The following is a 20,101-nucleotide window of genomic DNA, read 5'->3' as shown; positions in this document are numbered from 1 at the left end:
CACGACGATGACCACTGAAACCTCCGCCACACCCGGCGCCGTCGGCGCCCCGCCCGCGAAGAGCCGCCGCGGCTTTTTCCTCCGCCTGCTTGTGGTCGTGCTGGTGCTGGCCGCGATCGCCTTCGGACTTTGGTATTACTTCGACGGCCGCTGGTACGAAGAAACCGACGATGCTTACGTGAACGGCAACGTGGTGCAGATCACCCCGCAGATCGCCGGCACCGTCACCTCCATCGGTGCCGACGACGGCGACCTGGTGCACCAGGGCGACGTGCTGGTGAAGCTTGATCCGTCCGATGCCGATGTACAGCTGGCCGGCGCCCGCGCCGACCTCGCCAACACGGTGCGCAAGGTGCGCGGCCTGTACAACAACGTCAACAGCGCCAAGTCGGACATGGCCGTGCGCCAGACCGCGGTGGACCGCGCCCGCGCCGACTACAACCGTCGCCGCGACCTGGCCAAGTCCGGTGCGATCAGCGCGGAAGAACTCTCCCACGCACAGGACACGCTGACCTCCGCCGAGAGCGCCCTGAACTCGGCCAACCAGGCCTACAACACCAGCCGCGTGCTGGTGGACGACACCGTCGTGTCCTCGCATCCCGACGTGCAGGCTGCTTCCGCCCGCTTCCGCTCAGCGTATCTGGCGGACGTGCGCACCACCCTGCGGGCTCCGGTGGATGGCTACATCGCCAAGCGCAGCGTGCAGGTTGGCCAGCGCGTGCAGCCTGGCGCGGCGCTGATGGCCGTGGTGCCGCTGCACCAGGTGTGGATCGACGCCAACTTCAAGGAAACCCAGCTGGGCAAGATGCGCATCGGCCAGCCGGTTGAAATCAAGGCCGATACCTACGGTGGCTCGGTCAAGTACACGGGCATCGTGAAGAGCCTGGGCGTGGGCAGCGGAAGTGCGTTCTCGCTGCTGCCGGCTCAGAACGCCACCGGCAACTGGATCAAGATCGTCCAGCGCATCCCGGTGCGCGTGGTGTTCACCAAGCCTGAAGAGCTCGACAAGCATCCGCTGCGCCTGGGCCTGTCGACCGTGGTGACGGTGATCCTGCACGACCAGAGCGGTCCGTTGCTGGCGCAGCAGGCGCCGACCCAGCCCGCCTTCAGCACCGACATCTACGAGAAGCAGATGGTCAAGGCGAATGACGAGATCGAGAAGATCATCCATCAGAACGTCGCCACAAGCGACGACCAGACGATGAAGGTGAAGTGAGCCCGCTGGCGGTTCGCTAACGTCCCCCACTTACGCCCTGAAGAAGCCTCATGTCAGCCCAGCCCGCCGCAAAACCGTTCGCCCCGCCGAACCTCGTGCTCTCGACCATCGGTCTTTCGCTGGCGACGTTCATGCAGGTGCTCGACACCACGATTGCCAACGTGTCGTTGCCGACGATCGCGGGCAACCTTGGCGTGAGCGCGAACCAGAGCACGTGGGTGATCACCTCGTTCGCGGTCAGCAACGCCATCGCCCTGCCCCTCACCGGCTTCCTTACCCGCCGTTTCGGTGAGACGAAGCTGTTCGTCTGGGCCACGTTGTTGTTCTCGGCAGCTTCGTTCCTGTGCGGCATCGCACAGAGCATGAGCATGCTGATCCTGTTCCGCGCCATCCAGGGCGCGGTGGCAGGCCCGATGTACCCGATCACGCAGAGCCTGTTGATATCGATCTATCCGCCGGCCAAACGTGGCATGGCGCTGGCGTTGCTTGCCATGGTGACGGTGGTGGCGCCTATCGCGGGGCCGATCCTGGGCGGTTACATCACCGACAATTATTCCTGGCCGTGGATCTTCTTCATCAACGTGCCGATCGGCATCTTCGCAAGCTTCGTGGTGGCCGGGCAGATGAAGGGACGTCCGGAGCGCACTGAAAAGCCGAAGGTCGACTACATCGGCCTGATCACCCTGATCATCGGCGTGGGTGCTCTGCAGGTGGTGCTGGACAAGGGTAACGACGAGGACTGGTTCAATTCCACCTTCATCGTGGTCACCGCCATCATTGCCGCCATCGGCATCGCGGTGTTCCTTATCTGGGAGCTCACCGACAAGGATCCGATCGTCAACCTGAAGCTGTTCCGCCATCGCAACTTTGCCGCCGGCACGCTGGCGCTGGTGCTGGCCTATGCGGCGTTCTTCGCCATCGGTCTGCTGGTGCCCCAGTGGCTGCAACGAAACGTCGGCTACACATCGACATGGGCGGGTTTCGCCAGCGCGCCGTTGGGTATCCTGCCGGTGATATTGACGCCGTTCGTAGGGCGCTACGCGCACAAGATGGATCTGCGCATCCTGGCTGCGGCGGCCTTCGTCATCATGGGCGGTACGTGTTTCTTAAGGTCGGAGTTCTACCTGGAAATCGACTTCTACCACGTGGCCATGGTGCAGCTGATCCAGGGCTTGGGGGTGGCACTGTTCTTCATGCCGGTACTGACCATCCTGCTGTCAGACCTGCAGCCCAACGAGATTGCCGCAGGCTCAGGCCTTGCCACCTTCCTGCGCACCCTTGGTGGCAGTTTCGCCGCGTCCATCACCACCTTCATGTGGGAGCACCGGGCGATCGTCCATCACGAGCAGCTGGCGGAGAACATCACTCCCTTCAGCCAGGTTTCCCAGCAAGCGCTGGCGCAGTATGGCGGTGGCGATCCGCAGACGGCGGCGGCAGTGGTCAATGGCATCATCACCCAGCAGGGTTTCCAGATCTCCTTCAACGAGGTCTTCCACGCCCTGGGGTGGGTGTTCGCGATCCTGGTGTTCGTGGTGTTCCTGGCCAAGCCACCCTTCACCGCGAAGGCCGGCGCCGCGGCGTCCGGCCACTAGGTTTCTTCAAGGCAGGCTTCGACTAGAAGTCGAAGCCCAGCCCCACCAGCGCCATCGTTTCACCGCGGTTGGGCTCCTTGAAGCTGCCATTGGAGATGTGGCGGACCTGCAGGCTCAGGAATTTCCACTGCCAGCCCAACGTGCTGACGAATTCATAGCCGCTCGATAGCGCCTGCGTGCGTCCGGTCTGGCCTGCCACCTGGAAGCTGAAGAAGAACGGGTGGTACCAATCGCCGATCTGGCCGTAGTGCAGCCGCGCACCTGCCGCGAGCAGCAACACGTTGTCGCGGGTGCCAGGGTGGGCATCCTGATACCGGCGGACGCCCTGGCCTTCGCGGCCCTCGATATACCCCAGCGATACGTCCGGTGCCCAGGTCCAGCGGCTCTGGCCGATGGGAGCCTCGGAAAAGATCGATTCGATGAAAAAAGCATTGGTGGGATGGGAGTCCATGTAGCTACGGCCGCCCTGGACCTCAATGCGTTGCGCGCTGGCAGAAATACTTGCGAAACCGAACACCGCGGCAGCCACCAGGCACCGCGTCGCGCGCTTCAAGTCCATGGTTATATTCTCGTTCCTGGTTAAATGTACCGTATGGTTCTGCAATTGCTGTGGATGCACCGTGAACCTGAATGTAGGAAAACGCGCTATGCACGTTATCGGCAATTCACCCGGAATTTATTGAAATTTGATTTTACCCGGTGGAAAATTACCCGTACGAAAGCCATGCAAGGGTAAGCCGCCATGATTGCCAGCCTCACTGCATTCCAGGACTCCCGCCGCATTGCCCACGGCAATGCCACTGAAGTGATCTCTGCCTGCAAGGCCGTGCTGTCGAAAGAACCCAAGGCCTCTATCGTGTTGTTCGATGACGCCACCGGCCGCCAGGTGGATCCGGACTGGCGTGGCACCGTCGCGCAGACGCTCTCCAGCGTGATGCCGCAGACCGCCTCCAACGACGGGCCCACCGATGCCCCGCCCGTCCGCCGCGGACCGGGACGTCCCCGCCTGGGTGTGGTGGCTCGCGAAGTCACGCTATTGCCCAGGCACTGGGAATGGCTGGCCGGGCAAACCGGCGGTGCGTCGGTGACCCTTCGAAAACTGGTCGAGCAGGCCATGCGGGCGCACCCGAGTGAAGCCGAAGCACGCCAGGCCGAGGAAGCGGCTTATCGTTTCATGCAGGCCATGGCCGGCGACCTGCCACACTACGAAGAAGCCCTGCGTGCCTTCTATCGCAAGGATGACACCGGCTTTGCCCAGCATATCCAGGGCTGGCCGCGCGATATCCGAGAGCACGCGCAGGCCCTGGTGGAGCGCGCTCGCCAGGCCAGCATCCGCTAATCCACCACAAGCCAGGTACCGATGCCGCCCTCGTCCCGTTCCCACCTCCTTACCGAGGGCCCCATCGGCCGCACCCTGATCGCCTTCGCGTTACCGACGCTGGGGGCGAATGTGTTGCAGTCCCTGAATGGTTCGATCAACTCCATCTGGGTAGGCCGGTACCTGGGTGAGGCGGCGCTGACCGCCACCACCAACGCCAACCTGATCATGTTCTTCCTGCTGGGCGTGGTGTTCGGCATCAGCATGGCCACCACCATTCTGGTCGGGCAAAGCGTGGGCTCGCGGGACATCGAACAGGCCCGCCGCGTGGTGGGCACCGGAGCGGCGTTCTTCGTGGGGATCTCTGTATTGGCCTCGGTGCTGGGCTATGTCGCCACACCGGCGCTGCTCAGTGCCATGGGGACCCCTGCCGACGCCCAGCCCTTCGCCATTGCCTACCTGCGCATCATCTTCATCGCACTGCCGGCGATGTTTTTCTACACCTTCCTGATGATGACCCTGCGCGGCGCCGGGGACTCAAAAACGCCGTTCTATTTCATGCTGGTATCGGTGGTGCTGGACATCGCCCTGAACCCGCTGTTGATCTTCGGCCTGGGGCCGGTGCCGGCCATGGGCATCGCAGGTTCGGCGATGGCGACATTGATCGCCCAGACTGTCGCCCTGGCGGGGTTGATCACGTGGCTCTATCGCACCAGGCACTTCCTGGCCCTGGGACGCCACGAGCTGCACTACCTGCGACCCGATCCGGCCATCTTGCGCGCGCTCGTTACCAAGGGCTTGCCGATGGGCCTGCAGATGGTGGTGATCTCTTCCTCGGCGATCGTGATGATCGCGCTGGTGAACGCCCATGGCTCGCAGGTCACGGCGGCCTATGGGGCCGGCGCGCAGCTGTGGACCTACATCCAGATGCCGGCGTTCGCCGTCGGCGCAGCCGTCTCGTCGATGGCCGCCCAGAATGTCGGTGCGCAGCGCTGGGACCGCGTCGACCGAATCGCCGTGGTCGGCAGCGGCTTCAACCTCGTGCTTACCGGCACCCTGGTGTCTTTGGTGTATCTGTTCAACCAGGCGGCGCTGCGACTGTTCCTGCATGACGATAGCGCCGCGGTGGCCATCGGCCAACACATCAACGCCATCGTGGTGTGGTCGTTCCTGTTCTTCGGCGTCACCTTCGTGTTGTTCGGTGTGGTCCGTGCCACGGGCGCGGTGTACGCACCGCTGGTGATCCTTACCATCGGGCTGTGGCTGGTGCGCTATCCGTTCGCGCGTGCCTTGAGCCCGACATTGGGCGCCGATGCGATCTGGTGGAGCTTTCCGGTGGGGTCGCTGGTGTCGGTGCTGGCGGCCATCGCTTATTACCGCTACGGCGGATGGCGCCAGGCCCGCATGCTCGGCGCCGCGCCGCCGGTGCCCCAGCCGCCGACCACGACCATGGCCACACCGGCGGAATAGGGCGGCTAGCTCTGCGTGACCGCCTGCAGGCGACGCCGCGCGCGGCGCGCATCCCGGCGTTCGCGCCGCGCTGCTTTCAGCAGCTTGCGATCATGGTTGAACAGGTAGATCGCAGGCGTCGACAGCAGGGTGAGCAGCTGTGATACCAGCAGGCCGCCGACGATGGCGATGCCCAGCGGCTGACGCATTTCCGAACCCACGCCCATGCCGATGGCCAGCGGCAGCGCCGCGCCCATCGCCACCAGCGTGGTCATGGTGATGGGCCTGAAACGCACCAGCGCCGCCTCGCGGATGGCATCGACCGGCGACAGCCCCCGTTCGCGCTGCGCGGTGAGCGCGAAGTCCACCATCAGGATGGCGTTCTTCTTCACGATGCCGATCAACAGCAGCACGGCGATGATCGCCATCAGGGTGAGCTGGGTCTGCGTGACCAGCATGGCCAGGAATGCACCGGCACCGGCGGCGGGCAGGGTGGAGATGATGGTGAGCGGGTGGCCCAGGCTCTCGTAAAGGATGCCCAGCACGATGTACATGGCCAGGATCGACGCCAGCATCAAGGTGCCGGAATTGGATTGCAGATCCTTCAGGCGCTTGTTCTCGCCGTTGAATTCCATGTGGATGCCCGGCGGCAGGCCTGACGATTGCACGATGGATTCGGCCAGCGACTTGCCGGTCTGCTGGCTGGTGCCCGTTTCCAGGTTGTAGTTGATCTCCGCGGCTTCCAGCTGGTCCTGGTGGGACACTGCGTTGGGCGTGGTGGTGGCTTCGATCTTCGCCACCGTGGCCAGCGGCAGCAGCTTGCCGTCCAGCGTATGCACATAGGTATTGAGCAGTGCCGAAGGGCTGAGCGTTTGTGCGGCCGCGGCCGTCAGCACCACCCAGTACTGGTTGATGTCCGAATAGATGATCGACACCTGGCGCTGGCCGAAGGCGTTGTACAGCGACGTATCGATTTCGCCCATGGTGATCTTCAGGCGTCCGGCGGCCTCGCGGTCGACCTTCACCAGCTGCTGCTTGCCCGTCTGGTCCTGGTCGCTGCCGACGTCCTTGAAGGGCTTGGTGCTGCGCATCTTCTGCACCACGCGCAGCACCCAGGGCTGCAGCGGGGTGCCGTCGTTGGAAATCAGCTGGAACGAGTACTGGCCACCGGTACCGCTGCCACCGCCACCGCCGAGCAGCTGCACGCGGCGCATCTGCACTTGCACGCCAGGAATGCCCTCGTACTGCTTGCCCACCCGGTCCATCACGGCCTGGATCTTGTCCTTGCGCTCACCCGGCCCACTGCCCGGGGGTTTCAGGTCGACGAACAGCGAGCCTGAGTTGCCCACCGCACCGTTCTGGTTGTTGCTGCCCAGGACACTGGTGACGTCCAGGACGGCCGGGTCGTCCTGCATGATCTGGGAAAGTCTTTTCACCCGCTCGGCAAGCACCAGCGGCGACACGTTGGCATCGATGGTGATGTTTCCCTGGATCATGCCGGTGTCTTCCTCGGGCATGAAGCCGCCACCGGCGGTTTTCACCACGGCAAAGCCCAGGCCCACGGTGGCCAGCAGCAGCAGGAAGGGCTGCCAGCGCATGATGCGGCGATGGCGCATGGCCCAGTCCAGCGCGTTGGCGTATTTGCGCTGGAAGCCGGCATCGAAGCGCTCCAGGGCAAGCTCTATACGCCCGGGCTTGCGATCGTGATCGAGCTTGAGATAGCGCGCGCACAGTGCGGGTGTCAGCGTTAGCGAGATGACGGCGGAGATAAGGATGGCCGCCGCCAATGTCACCGAAAACTCGCGTAGCAAAATCACCAGCATGTTGTTGCCGAACAGCAGCGGCGCGAACACGGCCACCAGCGACAGGGTGATCGATATCACCGTGAAGCCGATCTCGCGCGTGCCTTCCATCGAGGCCGTCATCGCGTCGGACCCGTTTTCCATGTGGCGGACGATGTTCTCGATCACCACGATGGCATCGTCCACCACGAAGCCGATGCACAGCACCAGGGCCATCAGCGACAACGTGTTCAAGGTGTAGCCCAGCGCCCACATCACGATGAAGGCGCCGGACAGGCTCAGCGGCACGCTCAACGACGCGATCATGGTCGGGCCAAGCCGGCGCAGGAACACCAGCATCACCAGGATCACCATGATGATGGAGATCAACAGGGCGATCTTCACCTCGTGCAGGGCGCTCTGCGTGGTCTGGGTGAGGTCGAAAATGGGGGTGACCTGCACGTCCGCCGGCAGCCACTGTTTGAACTTGGGGATTTCCGCGCGGATGGACTGCGCTGTTTCGATCGAGTTCGCGTTGGCGCGCTTGCTGATCTGCATGGTGACGGCACGGCGGCCCTGGAACCATGCGGCCTGGTATTCATCCTGCTGGCCGCCGGAGATCTTCGCCACGTCCGACAGGTGGATCGGGGTCTGGTTCTTGACGGCGATGATCAGTTTGGAAAAATCTTCCGGTGTCTGCAGGCCGTCGTTGGCGAACACCGTCATCTGCGAACGACCGTCGGTGAGCGTTCCCTGGGGCGAATTGACGTTCGCCGCGCGCAGCGCCTGGGAAACATCGTTGGCCGACAGGCCCTGCGCAGCAAGGGCCTCGGTGTCCAGTTCCACCCGCACCGCATGCGCGGTGCCACCGAAGATCTGCACGCGCGCCACGCCGGGAAGCTGGGCGATCGCGGGCGATAGCAACGTATCGGTGATGTCGTAGAGCTTGTCGGGCGGTAGCGATGTGGATGTCAGTGACACCAGCAGTACGGGGATCTGCGAAGTGTCGAACTTGAAATAGTTCGGCAACGCCGGCATGCCGGTGGGAAGATCCACCGCCGCGGCATTGATCGCCGATTGCACGTCGCGTGCGGCTTTGTCGGCGTTGCGGTCCATGGTGAAGCGCACCTGCACGAAGCACGAGCCTTCGGTGCATTGCGAGACCATTTCCTCGATACCCGGGATCTGGCCCAGGTGGCGCTCGAGCGGCGCGGCCACGGTGGTGGCCATCACCTGCGCGCTGGCGCCCGGCATCTGGCCAAAGACCACCACGCCGGGAAATTCCAGCGAGGGCAGGGCAGCCACGCCCAGCAGGATGTACGCGACTATGCCGCCCAGGGTAAGCCCCAGCGCAAGTAGCGACGTACCCACGGGCCGTCGGATGAATGGCGCGAATATGTTCACAAACCTCCCAGGCGGGTCGCCTCTCCTGGCGATCCGCGTTGCACGCGTCGTTTCCTTGACCGTTTCCGCGCGCCTTAGTTTAACCGGCGTGCGGGGTATCGTGACGCCACGTTAGGTGGCGACGATAACGAACGCGTGTGCAGGAAGTATGTCCGTGCCGAAAGACAGGGGCGGCGGCATGTGTCGGCCTCCACCGCCCCTTTCATCGTTTCAAACGATGCAAATCGCTCAACGTGCCGGCGAATAACGCAATGTCAGGTAGTACGTACGGCCGAGCTGGTTGAAGTAGCGTGAGGTTTCATAGGTTTTGTCGGCCAGGTTGGCGACCCGGGCCTGGATGCTCCAGGCGGGACGGAACGTCCAGCTGGCGCGGACATCGGCGGTGGTGTATCCGCCCAAACGAGCTGAATTGGCCGCGTCGTCATAGCTGTAGCCGGCGCTGTAAACCGAACCACCCACGCTGAAGTCGCCAAGGTCGCGGTCAAGGTCCAGACGGCCCATGCGACGTGGACGCCGCGCCAGCAGGTTGCCGTCGGTGCCGTCGTCGGCCTGGCTGATCGGCTGCTGCACCGTGGCCGAGGCGCGCAGGTGCCAGCCGTCGATGTCCGTGCCCAGCTGGCCTTCGATGCCGCGCAGGCGGGCGCGCGCCACATTGATCGGTACGAAGTTCTCGTCATAGCCGATGAGATTGGTGAGCTTGGTCTGGTAGGCGTTCACCGCCCAGTTCCACGCGCCGGGGCGGGCCGACAGGCCGATCTCGTAGCTGCGGCCTGATTCAGGTTTCAGGTTCGGGTTGCCGCTACCGAACGGGTAGTACAGGTCGTTGAAGGTGGGCGCGTGGAACGATGACGCCCACGAGGCCGACAGCACCATCTGGTTGTCGAAGTGGTAACCATAGGCAATGCCGCCGGTGTTGTGGTTGCCGAACTGTTCGTTGTGGTCGTGGCGTCCGGAGAGCTGGATCTCATTGGCATCGAAACGGCCCTGGTACAGGGCGAACACGCCGGTATTGTTGCGACGGTCGGCGAGGTAGCCGGTGTCGCTGTCCAGGCGTTCCTGGCTGTAGTCGACGCCCGCGGACACCGACTGGCCCGGGGCAAGGGTGAAGTCGTTCTGCCAGCTTGCCTGGTTCCGCTTCGAATAGCCGAAGCCGATACGCGGACCGAAAGCGTAATTGTCGGCACGGTCCTGGTTCTGGCCGACGGCTACGCTCATGTGCCAGATGTCGGTCACCGGAAAACCGAGGTTGCCGCCCACCACCTGCTGCGACCGGCGGGTGAAGTTGCCGTAGTCGCCGTCGTACTCGATGTCGCCCTTGCTGCGCAGGAAGCTGCCGGACAGCACCACATCGTTGTCCCAGCGGTATCCACCGGAAAGCGCCGCGTTATAGGTGCGGTAGCCGTCCTTGTCGGGCTGGTCGGCGAAGCAGCCGGCGCCGGCATCGGCTGCGCCGACTTTGCAGGCGTTGATGCCGCGCGTGTACTGGCCACCGAGGCTGGCGTTGTACCAGCCGTGATCAGTGCCCCCGGAGATGCCCGCCTGGCCGTCGACCAGGTTATGGCTGCCGGCGGTAAGCGCCAGCGAGGGCGTGGGCGCTTCACCGGCCTGGCCATGGCGGGTGAAGATCTGCAGCACGCCGCCGATGGCGTCGGCGCCGTACAGGCTCGAACGCGGGCCGCGGACGAACTCGATGTGGTCGATCTGCTCCACCGGGATCTGCTCGAAGGCCGGCAGCCCTGCTGCCACGGTGCCCACGCGGACGCCGTCGATCAGCACCAGGGTGTGGGAGGAGTTGGTGCCGCGCACGAACATCGAGGTCTGTTGGCCCAGTCCGCCGGCATTGGCGAAGTTCACGCCGGGCAGGCCGGTGAGCAGATCCTGCACCGATTGCGGCTGCAGGCGGTCGATGTCCTGGCGGGTGATCACCGTTACCGGTGCCAGGGTGTCGTCGATCGGGGTGGCGGTGCGGGTGGCGGTCACCACCACCGTTTGCAGGTTTTGCGTTTGCGGGTCGTCTGCGGCGTGGGCAGCGGTGGTGGCGGCAAACAACGCCGCGGCAAGCAAGGTCTTCTTCATGAGGTTATGCGGGTCCCGGGGTTCGAACGGACCGGCGGCACGAAGGAAGGAATGGAACGAGGTCGCGCACGGGCGCGGGCCAGGTCCGGCTTCGCCCTCCGCGAGCCACCAGCAGCTTCAATCCGCTTGCGCGGATATCCGGGCCGGTCTCCGGGCTGGCGAACGTCGGGACCATCGATCCCGAGGGGAACGGCACCTTCCCGCACTCATCGTGCAGTGGCGTCTTGCCGTTCCTTGCGTCGCTTACCGTTGCGGGGGCAGCGCCGGATTCTCACCGGCTTCCCGTTTCATCCCTTGGGTGAACACCCTAAGGACACCTGGACGGGGCGGATGGTAGCAGGTTCCCCAAACAAGGCCCGATTAGTCGCAGCGCTGGCAGGCGCCGCCGATCCAGGTCTCATACACGGTGTAGTCCTCGTTCAGGGCAACGAGATCCGCGCGGTAGCCTGCGGTGACCTTGCCGAGGTTCTTTTCCAGGCCCAGGAAGGCGGCAGGGAAGGTGGAAGCCATGCGCGCGGCCTCGGCCAGCGGCACGCCCACCATTTCCACGGTGTTGCGCACCGCCGTGGCCATGTCCAGGGCGGATCCGGCCAGAACGCCGCTGGCCGTCTGGCACACGCCATCGCGGGCGGTGATCTTCTCGCCATTGAGGATAAAGGACGGATCGGCCGCCCCTACCGGCGGCATGGCGTCGGTCACCAGGAACATCTTCTGCCGCGGCTTGGCCGCAATCGCCACGCGCAGGGCCGCCGGGTGCACATGGTGGCCGTCGACGATCAGGCCGCACCAGCTGTGCGGATCTTCAAGCGCGGCGCCGACCACGCCGGGTTCGCGGCTGGTGAACGGCGTCATGGCATTGAAGAGATGGGTAAAGCCGCGCACGCCGTTATGCAGGGCATCGCGCATGGTTTCGTAATCGGATGCCGTATGGCCGGCGGCCACGATGACGCCAGCCTCGGTGAGCTGGCGCAGGGTATCGATGCTGGCGCGTTCCGGGGCCAGGGTCAGCAGGGTCACGCCGTTGTGCTTGCCGGCCAGCATCGCGATGTCGTCCATATCCACCGTGCGGAACTTCGCCGGGTTGTGCACGCCCTTGCGCTCAGGTGCCAGGAACGGGCCTTCCAGGTGGATGCCAAGCACACCGGGCACGCCCTCTTCGATGGCCGCGTTCACCGCTTCGATGGCCCGGCGCATCACATCGACATCGTCGCTGATCAGGGTAGGCAGGAAGCCGGTGGTGCCGTAGCGGCGGTGCGCGGCGCCGATGGTGCGGATGGTTTCCACCGTGGGCGCATCGTTGAACAGCACGCCGCCGCCGCCATTGACCTGGCAATCGATGAAACCGGGCAACAGCAAGCGGCCTTCGAGGTCGTGGCGCTCGGCGGCGCGCACGCGTGGATCGGAAGGCAGGGCCAGGCCGGCGATGACATCGCCTTCCAGCAGTACGGCGAAGCCGCCCTGCAGGCCATGGTCGGTCAGGACGCGTCCGTTGACGAGTGCGGTGGTCATGAGGGTCTCTCTCCGATGCGATAGGGCCGGACCGTCAAACGGTCTCGGTCACTTTGTTGAGGTGCGGCGGCACGTCGGGGTTCAGCCCGCGGCGCAGCGACAGCGCGTTGGCCGCGCGATAAAAGCTCTGGATGGTAAGGACGGGCGCGGTAAGCGCATTGGAGCGAGCCAGGGGCAACGCGCCCTCGCCGCTGGCGCCCGGCGCGGCCACCCAGACGCGGGCGCCGCGGCCACGGAACTCGCTGGCCACCGCCAGCGTGCTGGCGAGGGTTTCGTCGTCCTGGGCGAAGAACAGCACCGGGAATTCCGGGCCCACCAGCGCCATCGGCCCGTGTTTGACCTCCGCTGCGCTGAACGCTTCCGCATGCAGGGCGCAGGTTTCCTTGAACTTCAGTGCCGCTTCCAGTGCGATGGCAAAGCCGTAGCCACGGCCCACCACGAAGAAGTTGCGCGCATCCACCAGCGCGTCGACCAGGCCCGACCAATCGGCATCCCAGCCCTGGCGCAGTTGCGCGGGCAGGGCGCGAAGCGCTTCGTCGAGTTCTGTGTCTTCGCTCCAGCGGGCCACCAGGTGCAAGGTAGCCACCAGCGCCGCGATGTAGCTCTTGGTGGCGGCGACGCTTTTCTCAGGGCCCGCGCGCAACGGGATCACTACCTCGGCGGCGGCGGCGAGTGGGGAGTCCTCCACGTTCACCAGCGCCACCACGATGGCGCCGGCGGCACGCGCAGCTTCCGCATTGCGGACAAGATCCGGGCTACGGCCCGACTGCGAGATCGCCAGGTACAGCGCACCTTCCAGCCGTTGGGGTGCGTTGTAGATCGACGTCACCGAAGGCGAAGCAGAAGCGGTGACGATGCCCAGCTGGGTTTCCAGTACATATTTCGCGTACATCGCGGCATGGTCGGAGCTGCCACGTGCGCAGGTGATGGCCATGTTCGGCGAGTGCTGGCGCAGGCGGGCGGCAAGTGCGGACACCACCACCTCGTTCTGCGCGAGCTGGCGCTCCACCACGTCGGCAGCCTCGTGCGCTTCGCGGTACATCAGGGTGCTGCTTGGATCGGTACCGATCTGGTTAGTCATGTCGTTCATTCGCTCTGCAATTCGGCGACGAAGTCGTAGATATCGCCGCGGTACCAGGAACAGGTGAATTCGACGACGCGGCCGTCGTCGAGGAAGCTGCGCCGTTCGATGTTCAGGCCCGCGCTGCCGGTGGGAAGCCGCAGCAGGCGTGCTTGTGCTGCACCGAAGACCACCGCGCGCAGGCGCTGCAGGGCGCGGCGCGGACGGTGGCCGAAGGTGTCGAGCGCTTCGTACAGGGAATCGACCACCACCGACGGATCGGGCAGCAGGGCCAGTGGCACCGCACTGCGTTCGATGGCCAGCGGTTCGTCGCCGGCGTAACGAAGCCGGTGCAGGCGAACCACCTGGGCGCCCGGCGAAAGATTCATCGCCATGGCTTCCTCGGGAGTGACCTCGCCAATACTGCGTTCGAAGAATTCCGAACGCGGGTTCAGCCCGCGGGCGCGGAGGTCTTCGGTGAAGCTGGTCATCCGCGACAGCGGCTTGACGATGCGCTCGGCGATGAAGGTGCCGGCGCCATGGCGCTGGGTAAGCAGGCCGTCTTCCACCAGTCCGCCGATCGCCTTGCGTACGGTCACACGCGAAAGCGCCAGGGCTTTGGCCAGGTCCCGTTCGCTGGGCAGGGCGTGGCCCGCCTCCATCACGCCCTGGTCGATCACATTGCGAATGGCGTGGCGCAGGCGCAGGTAAGCCAGCGGCTGCCGACTCTCGGCAGCGCTGTACAGGCGGTGGTACTCACTGACCAGGGCGCTTTCCATAAGCGGGAAGATACCAATGCCGGACCAGTGCGGCAAGCCTGAACTCGAGGACATTCCTTCCCTGGGGTAAAACAAACACTCGTTTCAGCGATGAAAACGATTATAGATCGTTCCAAATGAAACCTTTCCGCGATTCGGGGCATTCGGCACCGGACCACTGGAAACCCGTGGTATGGCACTGGTATGATCCCCGAGCCCCTTCCCCCTTTGCTTCGAGGTGTGCCGTGTCCGTTGCTTCCTTGCCCGTCGAACCCTTCGACCTGGTGATCTTCGGGGGTACCGGTGACCTTGCGATCCGCAAGTTGCTGCCTGCGCTCTACCACCGCTATATCGACGGCCAGATCCGCCCGGAAAGCCGCATCGTCGGCGTGGCCCGCGAGGCGCTGGACGACGACGGCTACCGTGCCCAGGTGCGTGCGGCGGTTGAAGGCGCCGTTTCCCATGTGGTGCCCGCCACGCTCGACGCCTTCCTGGCCATGGTCGGCTATCGCCCGCTCGACGCCCGGAAGGCCGATGGGTGGGACGACTTCGCCGCCATGCTCGGCATGAGGCCCGACCACGTGCGGGTGTTCTATCTCTCTACCTCGCCGGAACTCTTCGTCGATATCTGCGAACGCCTGGGCGGCTATGGCCTGAACGGCGAGAAGGCCCGCGTGGTGCTTGAAAAGCCCATCGGCCGGGACCTTGCCAGCGCCAACGTGATCAACGATGCCGTGGGCCGCTTCTTTACCGAGTCGCAGATCTATCGCATCGATCATTACCTGGGCAAGGAGACGGTGCAGAACCTGTTGGCGTTGCGCTTCGGCAACGCCCTGTTCGAGCCACTGTGGAATTCAGCCCACATCGACCACGTGCAGATCACCGTGGCCGAAACCCTTGGCGTGGGCCGCCGCGGGTCTTATTACGACCGCGCCGGCGCGTTGCGTGACATGGTGCAGAACCACATCCTGCAGCTGCTTTGCATGGTGGCGATGGAGCCGCCGGCTTCGCTCGCTCCCGATGCCGTGCGCGACGAAAAGCTCAAAGTGCTGCGTTCGCTGCGTCCCATCAACGATGCCAATGCCGCCCAGCTCACCGTGCGCGGCCAGTACCGCGCCGGCGCCGCCGATGGGCAGGGCGTACCGGGTTACCTGGAAGAACTCGGCGAAAAAGAGTCGCGTACCGAAACCTTCGTCGCCCTCAAGGCGGAGATCGGTAACTGGCGCTGGGCCGGCGTACCGTTCTACCTGCGAACCGGCAAGCGCCTGCCGTCGCGGGTTTCTGAAATCGTGGTGACTTTCCGGGCGCTGCCGCATTCGATCTTCGATCCATCATCCGGTCCGCTGCTGCCCAATCGCCTAACCGTGCGCCTGCAGCCGGACGAAGGCGTGAAGCTGTGGCTCACCATCAAACATCCCGGCCCCGGTGGCCTGCGCCTGCGCCACGTGCCGCTGGACATGACCTTCGCCAGCGCCTTCGGCGTACAGCAGCCCGATGCCTACGAGCGCCTTCTGCTCGATGTGGTCCGCGGCAATCCCACCTTGTTCATGCGCCGCGACGAAGTGGAAGCGGCATGGAAGTGGGCCGGCCCCATCCTGGAGGCCTGGGAATCGAGCGGCGATACGCCCAAGGCGTACACCGCCGGCACCTGGGGCCCAAGTGCCGCCGTGGCACTGATCGAGCGCGACGGCCGCAACTGGACCGAAGACGCGCCGTAACAGAAGAACCGGAGAGCCGCATGAGCAAGCCAACCGTCCACGTGCATGATTTCGCCGATCGCCTGACCCTGGCCGACAAGCTGTCCCAGAAGATCGAAGCCCAATTGAAGAAAGGCATCGCCGCGCGTGGCCACGCGGTGCTCGCCGTCTCGGGCGGCAGCACGCCGAAGGCGCTGTTCGCCCTGCTGGCGCGCACGCGGGTTGATTGGTCGAAGATCACCGTCACCCTGGTCGACGAACGCTGGGTACCGGAAACCAGTGAACGATCCAATGCCGCCATGGTGCGCAACCTGTTGCTTAAACAGAATGCGGAAAAAGCCACTTTCCTGCCGCTGTACAACGGTGCGAAAGATCCCGTCGCAGGCTCGGCGGAGCTAACCAAGGCCATCGCCGCTCTCCCCACGCCATTCGACGTTGTCGTGCTGGGCATGGGCACGGATGGCCACACCGCATCGTTCTTCCCCGGGGGCGATCACCTGGCCCAGGCGCTTGACCTGAAGGGCAAGGACACCGTCGTCGCGATGGAAGCCAACGACGCCGGCGAGCCGCGTATCACCCTTACCCTTCCGCGCATCCTCGACACCGAGGCACTGTTCCTGCATTTCGAGGGCGAGGACAAGCGCAAGGTGTTCGACGAAGCGCGCGCTGGTGGCGACTATCCCATTGCCGCCGTGCTGTCGCAATCGAAGACGCCGGTCGACGTTTACTGGAGCCCGTGACGATATGAGCCTTCACCCGACGGTCGCGGCTGTCACCGCACGGCTGGTCGAACGCAGCCGGCCGGGCCGCGATGCCTATCTTTCGCGCGTGGATGCAGCCAAAGGCGACGGCACGCAGCGCCGCCATCTTTCCTGCGGCAACCTCGCCCACGGCTTCGCCGCCTGCGGCCCGGACGACAAGGCCGCCTTGCGCGACGGCCCGGCGGCGAACATCGCCATCGTCAACTCGTACAACGACATGCTCTCGGCGCACCAGCCGTACGAGCGCTATCCCGAACTGATCCGCCGTCTGGCGCGAGAAAACGGCGCCACGGCGCAGGTGGCCGGCGGCGTGCCGGCGATGTGCGACGGTGTCACCCAGGGCCAGCCGGGCATGGAGATGTCGCTGTTCTCGCGCGACCTTATCGCCATGGCCACCGCGATTTCGTTGTCGCACGACATGTTCGACGGCGCCATGTACTTAGGGATATGCGACAAGATCGTGCCGGGTCTCTTGATCGGTGCATTGAGCTTCGGCCAGCTGCCGGCGATCTTCATTCCGTCGGGCCCGATGCCCAGCGGCATCTCCAACGAAGAAAAATCCAAGGTGCGCCAGTCCTACGCCGAGGGCAAGGCAACGCGTGCGGAACTGCTCGAAGCCGAAGCGCGCTCGTACCACTCGGCGGGCACCTGCACTTTCTACGGCACCGCCAACTCCAACCAGATGCTGATGGAGATCATGGGCCTGCACTTGCCCGGTTCGAGCTTTGTATTGCCCGAAACGCCGTTGCGCGACGCGCTTACTGCTGAAGCGGTCAAGCGCATGCTTGAGATCACTGTTCTGGGCAAGGAATACACACCGGTCGGCCGCATGATCGACGAACGCTCGATCGTCAACGGTGTGATTGGCCTGCATGCCACTGGTGGTTCCACCAACCACCTGCTGCATCTGGTGGCCATCGCACGCGCCGCCGGTATCGACCTGCGCTGGGACGATTTTGACGCGCTTTCCGGTGTGGTGCCGTTGCTGGCGCGCGTGTATCCGAATGGCTACGCCGACGTGAACCACTTCCACGATGCCGGTGGCATGACTTTCCTGATCGACCAGCTGCTCGACGCCGGCCTTCTGCACGGCGATGTCCGCACGGTGGCGGGGCAGGGCATGGATGCGTACCGTCAGTTGCCGGGCCTTGATGCGAATGGCAACCTTGAATACAAACCCGTGTCGAAGGAAAGCGGCAACCGCGGTGTGCTGCGCGCGGCATCCGAACCCTTCCGTGCCGATGGCGGCCTGCGCATGCTCTCGGGCAATATCGGCAAGGCGGTAATCAAGGTTTCGTCGGTGCCCGAAGACCGCATGGTGATCGAAGCCCCGGCCGTGGTGTTCGATCACCAGAACGACATCAAGGCCGCCTTCGAGCGTGGCGAGTTGAACCGCGATTTCGTGGCCGTGGTGCGCTTCCAGGGCCCGCGTGCCAATGGCATGCCGGAGCTGCACAAACTTACGCCCACATTAAGCGTGCTGCAGGACCGCGGCCATCGCGTGGCCCTGCTTACCGACGGACGCATGTCCGGTGCCTCCGGCCGCGTGCCGGCGGCGATCCATGTCACACCCGAAGCGGAGTCCGGTGGCCCGATCGGCAAGATCCGTGACGGCGATATTGTGCGCCTGGATGCGCATGCGGGCACTGTCGAGGTGAAGGTGGCCGATGATGAATGGTCGCAACGCGTGTGCGCCACGGCGGACCTCGCCGGCAACCAGTTCGGCATGGGCCGCGAGCTCTTCGCCATCTTCCGCAACGCCGCCAATACCGCCGATGCCGGCGCTGGCGTTTTCTAAACCATATACAGGTTTCCCATGAGTACCGATGCCAAGCAGCAACTCGTCGAGCGCACCCTGCGCCTGGCGCCCGTGGTCCCGGTGGTGATCATCGATGATGCCGCCGCTGCCGTGGGCATGGCGCGCGCGCTGGTGGCCGGCGGAATTCCCGCCATCGAGGTTACCTTGCGCACGGCCGCTGCGCTGGACGCCGTGCGTGCGATCGCCGCCGAAGTGGAAGGTGCCGTGGTTGGCGTTGGCACCGTGCTTACCGCGAAGGATCTGGAAAACTCCTTCAAGGCCGGCGCGAAGTTCGCCGTGTCGCCGGGTAGTGCGCCGCGTTTGCTTGATGCCGCCGATGATTCGGAACTGGCACTGCTACCGGGTGCGGCGACGTCCAGCGAGGCAATGGCGTTGCTGGAGCGCGGTTACCGCTTCCAGAAATTCTTCCCGGCGGTACCGGCTGGTGGCCCCAAGCTGATCGGCGCCTGGGCCAGCCCCTTGCCGCAGATCACCTTCTGCCCCACGGGCGGCATCAGCCTGTCGAATGCGAAGGACTTCCTGGTGCTTGCTAACGTTGCCTGCGTCGGCGGTTCGTGGCTCACGCCGGCCAACCTGCTGCAGGCGCGCGACTTCGCCGCCATCGAGGCGTTGGCCCGCGAGGCGGCGTCGCTGCGTTGATCTGGATCATCTTTAGCGTCTGCTGCAGCGTGCTGGTGTCGGTGCTGCTGCGGTTGTTCCGCGGCTGGCGCGTGGAAGCGGCGCAGGCGATCGCCTTCAATTACCTGGCAGCAGGTTTGCTCACGTGGCTGTTGCTTAAGCCCGCGATGCCTTCGTTGCAACAGCCCGTATCGGTGTACGTCGCCTTCGTCGGCCTTGGTGTGCTATTGCCCGCGGTGTTCGTGACGCTGGCGCGCTCGGTGGTCACCGCGGGCATCGTGCGCACTGAAATCGCGCAGCGCCTGTCGCTGGTGGTATCGCTTACCGCCGCAGCGCTGGTGTTTGGCGACGTGCCCACCGCGGCCAAGGCCGGCGGCATGGCCTTGGGTTTGATCGCCGTGGTGCTGGCGATTGCCGGGCGCCGTGATGGCAGCCCGACGGGTGCATCGCTGTGGCCGTGGATGGTGTTCGCGGGCTTCGGCGTGATCGACGTGTTGCTGAAGTTCGTGGCACAGAGCGGTACGTCGTTTCCGGCGGTGTTGTTGTCGGTATTCGTGCTGGCGTTGATGTTGTCGCTTATAGCCTTGCTGGTGACCCACGCTGTGTTCACCTTGCGTAGCTTCGGCGCAGGCCTGGTGCTTGGCGTGGCCAACTTCGCCAATATCTATTGTTATATCCGCGGGCACCAGGCGTTGGCGGGGCATCCGTCGCTGGTGTTTTCGACGGTCAATATTGGCGTGGTGGTGCTTGGGGCGCTGGTGGGTATCGTGGCGTTTGGCGAGCGGCCGGGGCCGATGCGTTTGACGGGGCTGGGGCTTGCCGTGGTTGCCATCGTGGCGATCAGCCTGGCTTGATCGTGGTTTATCCGATACCAAGCAAAAGAGCTGTGCGCTTTCCTGACAGCCAATTCTCGGTGTAGTTGATCTTCAGATCTTCCCTCAAGTGCGTCTTGAGATGATTTGTCATGGCGCCCAACGAAACGAGGCGTTCTAGCCACCCTTGCTTATGGCAAAAGCGCACAGCAGCCATATCCGGGCTGTTCA

At 64.5% G+C, this 20,101-nt stretch carries 15 protein-coding genes, 1 pseudogene and 1 riboswitch; of the genes and pseudogenes, 9 read left to right on the top strand and 7 right to left on the bottom strand.

The window, feature by feature from the left end; all coding sequences use genetic code 11:
- The first annotated feature begins 7 nt into the window (after window positions 1-7).
- The gene (locus tag VGM61_RS06035; RefSeq protein ID WP_331521838.1) at window positions 8-1,216 is read left to right on the top strand and encodes an efflux RND transporter periplasmic adaptor subunit; all 1,209 of its coding nucleotides are present in this window, start codon (window positions 8-10) and stop codon (window positions 1,214-1,216) included.
- A 50-nt stretch (window positions 1,217-1,266) separates the two neighbouring features.
- Window positions 1,267-2,808 carry a DHA2 family efflux MFS transporter permease subunit gene (locus VGM61_RS06030; RefSeq protein ID WP_331521837.1) on the top strand — a complete coding sequence of 514 codons (1,542 nt, stop codon included), beginning with the start codon at window positions 1,267-1,269 and terminating at the stop codon, window positions 2,806-2,808.
- Window positions 2,809-2,830: 22 nt separating this feature from the next.
- On the opposite strand, the gene VGM61_RS06025 is transcribed toward VGM61_RS06030, so the two are convergent.
- On the bottom strand, window positions 2,831-3,367 hold the full coding sequence (locus tag VGM61_RS06025; protein ID WP_331521836.1) for an acyloxyacyl hydrolase: 537 nt from the start codon (window positions 3,365-3,367) through the stop codon (window positions 2,831-2,833).
- A gap of 183 nt (window positions 3,368-3,550) precedes the next feature.
- Here VGM61_RS06025 and VGM61_RS06020 point away from each other — a divergent pair, with 183 nt between their 5' ends.
- Window positions 3,551-4,147, top strand: coding sequence for a DUF2239 family protein (locus tag VGM61_RS06020; protein WP_331521835.1), 597 nt, complete (start codon window positions 3,551-3,553; stop codon window positions 4,145-4,147).
- Between the two features lie 21 nt (window positions 4,148-4,168).
- Window positions 4,169-5,596, top strand: coding sequence for an MATE family efflux transporter (locus VGM61_RS06015; protein ID WP_331521834.1), 1,428 nt, complete (start codon window positions 4,169-4,171; stop codon window positions 5,594-5,596).
- Window positions 5,597-5,601: 5 nt separating this feature from the next.
- On the opposite strand, the gene VGM61_RS06010 is transcribed toward VGM61_RS06015, so the two are convergent.
- From VGM61_RS06010 to VGM61_RS05990, 5 genes are all read right to left on the bottom strand, one after another.
- Complete coding sequence (locus tag VGM61_RS06010) at window positions 5,602-8,760, bottom strand: efflux RND transporter permease subunit (RefSeq protein WP_331521833.1); 3,159 nt, start codon at window positions 8,758-8,760, stop codon at window positions 5,602-5,604.
- Window positions 8,761-8,988: 228 nt separating this feature from the next.
- The gene (locus VGM61_RS06005; protein ID WP_331521832.1) at window positions 8,989-10,836 is read right to left on the bottom strand and encodes a TonB-dependent receptor domain-containing protein; all 1,848 of its coding nucleotides are present in this window, start codon (window positions 10,834-10,836) and stop codon (window positions 8,989-8,991) included.
- A 124-nt stretch (window positions 10,837-10,960) separates the two neighbouring features.
- A riboswitch (cobalamin riboswitch) is annotated at window positions 10,961-11,172 on the bottom strand.
- 24 nt (window positions 11,173-11,196) lie between these two features.
- Complete coding sequence (gene nagA, locus VGM61_RS06000; protein WP_331521831.1) at window positions 11,197-12,345, bottom strand: N-acetylglucosamine-6-phosphate deacetylase; 1,149 nt, start codon at window positions 12,343-12,345, stop codon at window positions 11,197-11,199.
- 34 nt (window positions 12,346-12,379) lie between these two features.
- The gene (locus VGM61_RS05995; RefSeq protein ID WP_331521830.1) at window positions 12,380-13,426 is read right to left on the bottom strand and encodes an SIS domain-containing protein; all 1,047 of its coding nucleotides are present in this window, start codon (window positions 13,424-13,426) and stop codon (window positions 12,380-12,382) included.
- 5 nt (window positions 13,427-13,431) lie between these two features.
- Window positions 13,432-14,184: a GntR family transcriptional regulator gene (locus VGM61_RS05990; RefSeq protein ID WP_331521930.1), complete on the bottom strand. Its 753-nt coding sequence runs from the start codon at window positions 14,182-14,184 to the stop codon at window positions 13,432-13,434.
- A gap of 224 nt (window positions 14,185-14,408) precedes the next feature.
- Here VGM61_RS05990 and zwf point away from each other — a divergent pair, with 224 nt between their 5' ends.
- The 5 genes from zwf to VGM61_RS05965 are packed head-to-tail and all read left to right on the top strand — an operon-like array spanning window position 14,409 to window position 19,912.
- On the top strand, window positions 14,409-15,881 hold the full coding sequence (zwf, locus tag VGM61_RS05985; RefSeq protein WP_331521829.1) for a glucose-6-phosphate dehydrogenase: 1,473 nt from the start codon (window positions 14,409-14,411) through the stop codon (window positions 15,879-15,881).
- A 20-nt stretch (window positions 15,882-15,901) separates the two neighbouring features.
- Window positions 15,902-16,600, top strand: coding sequence for a 6-phosphogluconolactonase (pgl, locus tag VGM61_RS05980; RefSeq protein WP_331521827.1), 699 nt, complete (start codon window positions 15,902-15,904; stop codon window positions 16,598-16,600).
- A gap of 4 nt (window positions 16,601-16,604) precedes the next feature.
- Window positions 16,605-18,419, top strand: a complete 1,815-nt coding sequence (gene edd / locus VGM61_RS05975; RefSeq protein ID WP_331521825.1) for a phosphogluconate dehydratase — start codon at window positions 16,605-16,607, stop codon at window positions 18,417-18,419.
- Between the two features lie 18 nt (window positions 18,420-18,437).
- Entirely contained in the window at window positions 18,438-19,079 is a 642-nt protein-coding gene (gene eda, locus VGM61_RS05970) for a bifunctional 4-hydroxy-2-oxoglutarate aldolase/2-dehydro-3-deoxy-phosphogluconate aldolase (RefSeq protein ID WP_331521824.1), read from the top strand.
- A complete protein-coding gene (locus VGM61_RS05965; RefSeq protein ID WP_331521823.1) occupies window positions 19,076-19,912 on the top strand; it encodes an EamA/RhaT family transporter in 837 nt (278 codons plus the stop codon). The genes eda and VGM61_RS05965 overlap by 4 nt, the downstream gene beginning before the upstream one ends.
- Before the next feature lie 7 nt (window positions 19,913-19,919).
- Here VGM61_RS05965 and VGM61_RS05960 read toward each other — a convergent pair.
- Window positions 19,920-20,101, bottom strand: a pseudogene (locus VGM61_RS05960) (hypothetical protein); the annotation flags it as partial.

This window comes from Pinirhizobacter sp., assembly GCF_036499745.1.
Taxonomy (GTDB): Bacteria; Pseudomonadota; Gammaproteobacteria; order Xanthomonadales; family Rhodanobacteraceae; genus Pinirhizobacter.
This window is presented reverse-complemented; position numbering and strand designations above follow the sequence as displayed.

Excerpts from the sequence above, each read along its gene's own strand:
- VGM61_RS06035 (WP_331521838.1), top strand. The coding sequence starts at position 8 with ATGACCACTGAAACCTCCGCCACACCCGGCGCCGTCGGCGCCCCGCCC.
- VGM61_RS06030 (WP_331521837.1), top strand. The coding sequence starts at position 1,267 with ATGTCAGCCCAGCCCGCCGCAAAACCGTTCGCCCCGCCGAACCTCGTG.
- VGM61_RS06025 (WP_331521836.1), bottom strand. The coding sequence starts at position 3,367 with ATGGACTTGAAGCGCGCGACGCGGTGCCTGGTGGCTGCCGCGGTGTTC.
- VGM61_RS06020 (WP_331521835.1), top strand. The coding sequence starts at position 3,551 with ATGATTGCCAGCCTCACTGCATTCCAGGACTCCCGCCGCATTGCCCAC.
- VGM61_RS06015 (WP_331521834.1), top strand. The coding sequence starts at position 4,169 with ATGCCGCCCTCGTCCCGTTCCCACCTCCTTACCGAGGGCCCCATCGGC.
- VGM61_RS06005 (WP_331521832.1), bottom strand. The coding sequence starts at position 10,836 with ATGAAGAAGACCTTGCTTGCCGCGGCGTTGTTTGCCGCCACCACCGCT.
- nagA (WP_331521831.1), bottom strand. The coding sequence starts at position 12,345 with ATGACCACCGCACTCGTCAACGGACGCGTCCTGACCGACCATGGCCTG.
- VGM61_RS05995 (WP_331521830.1), bottom strand. The coding sequence starts at position 13,426 with ATGACTAACCAGATCGGTACCGATCCAAGCAGCACCCTGATGTACCGC.
- VGM61_RS05990 (WP_331521930.1), bottom strand. The coding sequence starts at position 14,184 with ATGGAAAGCGCCCTGGTCAGTGAGTACCACCGCCTGTACAGCGCTGCC.
- pgl (WP_331521827.1), top strand. The coding sequence starts at position 15,902 with ATGAGCAAGCCAACCGTCCACGTGCATGATTTCGCCGATCGCCTGACC.
- edd (WP_331521825.1), top strand. The coding sequence starts at position 16,605 with ATGAGCCTTCACCCGACGGTCGCGGCTGTCACCGCACGGCTGGTCGAA.
- eda (WP_331521824.1), top strand. The coding sequence starts at position 18,438 with ATGAGTACCGATGCCAAGCAGCAACTCGTCGAGCGCACCCTGCGCCTG.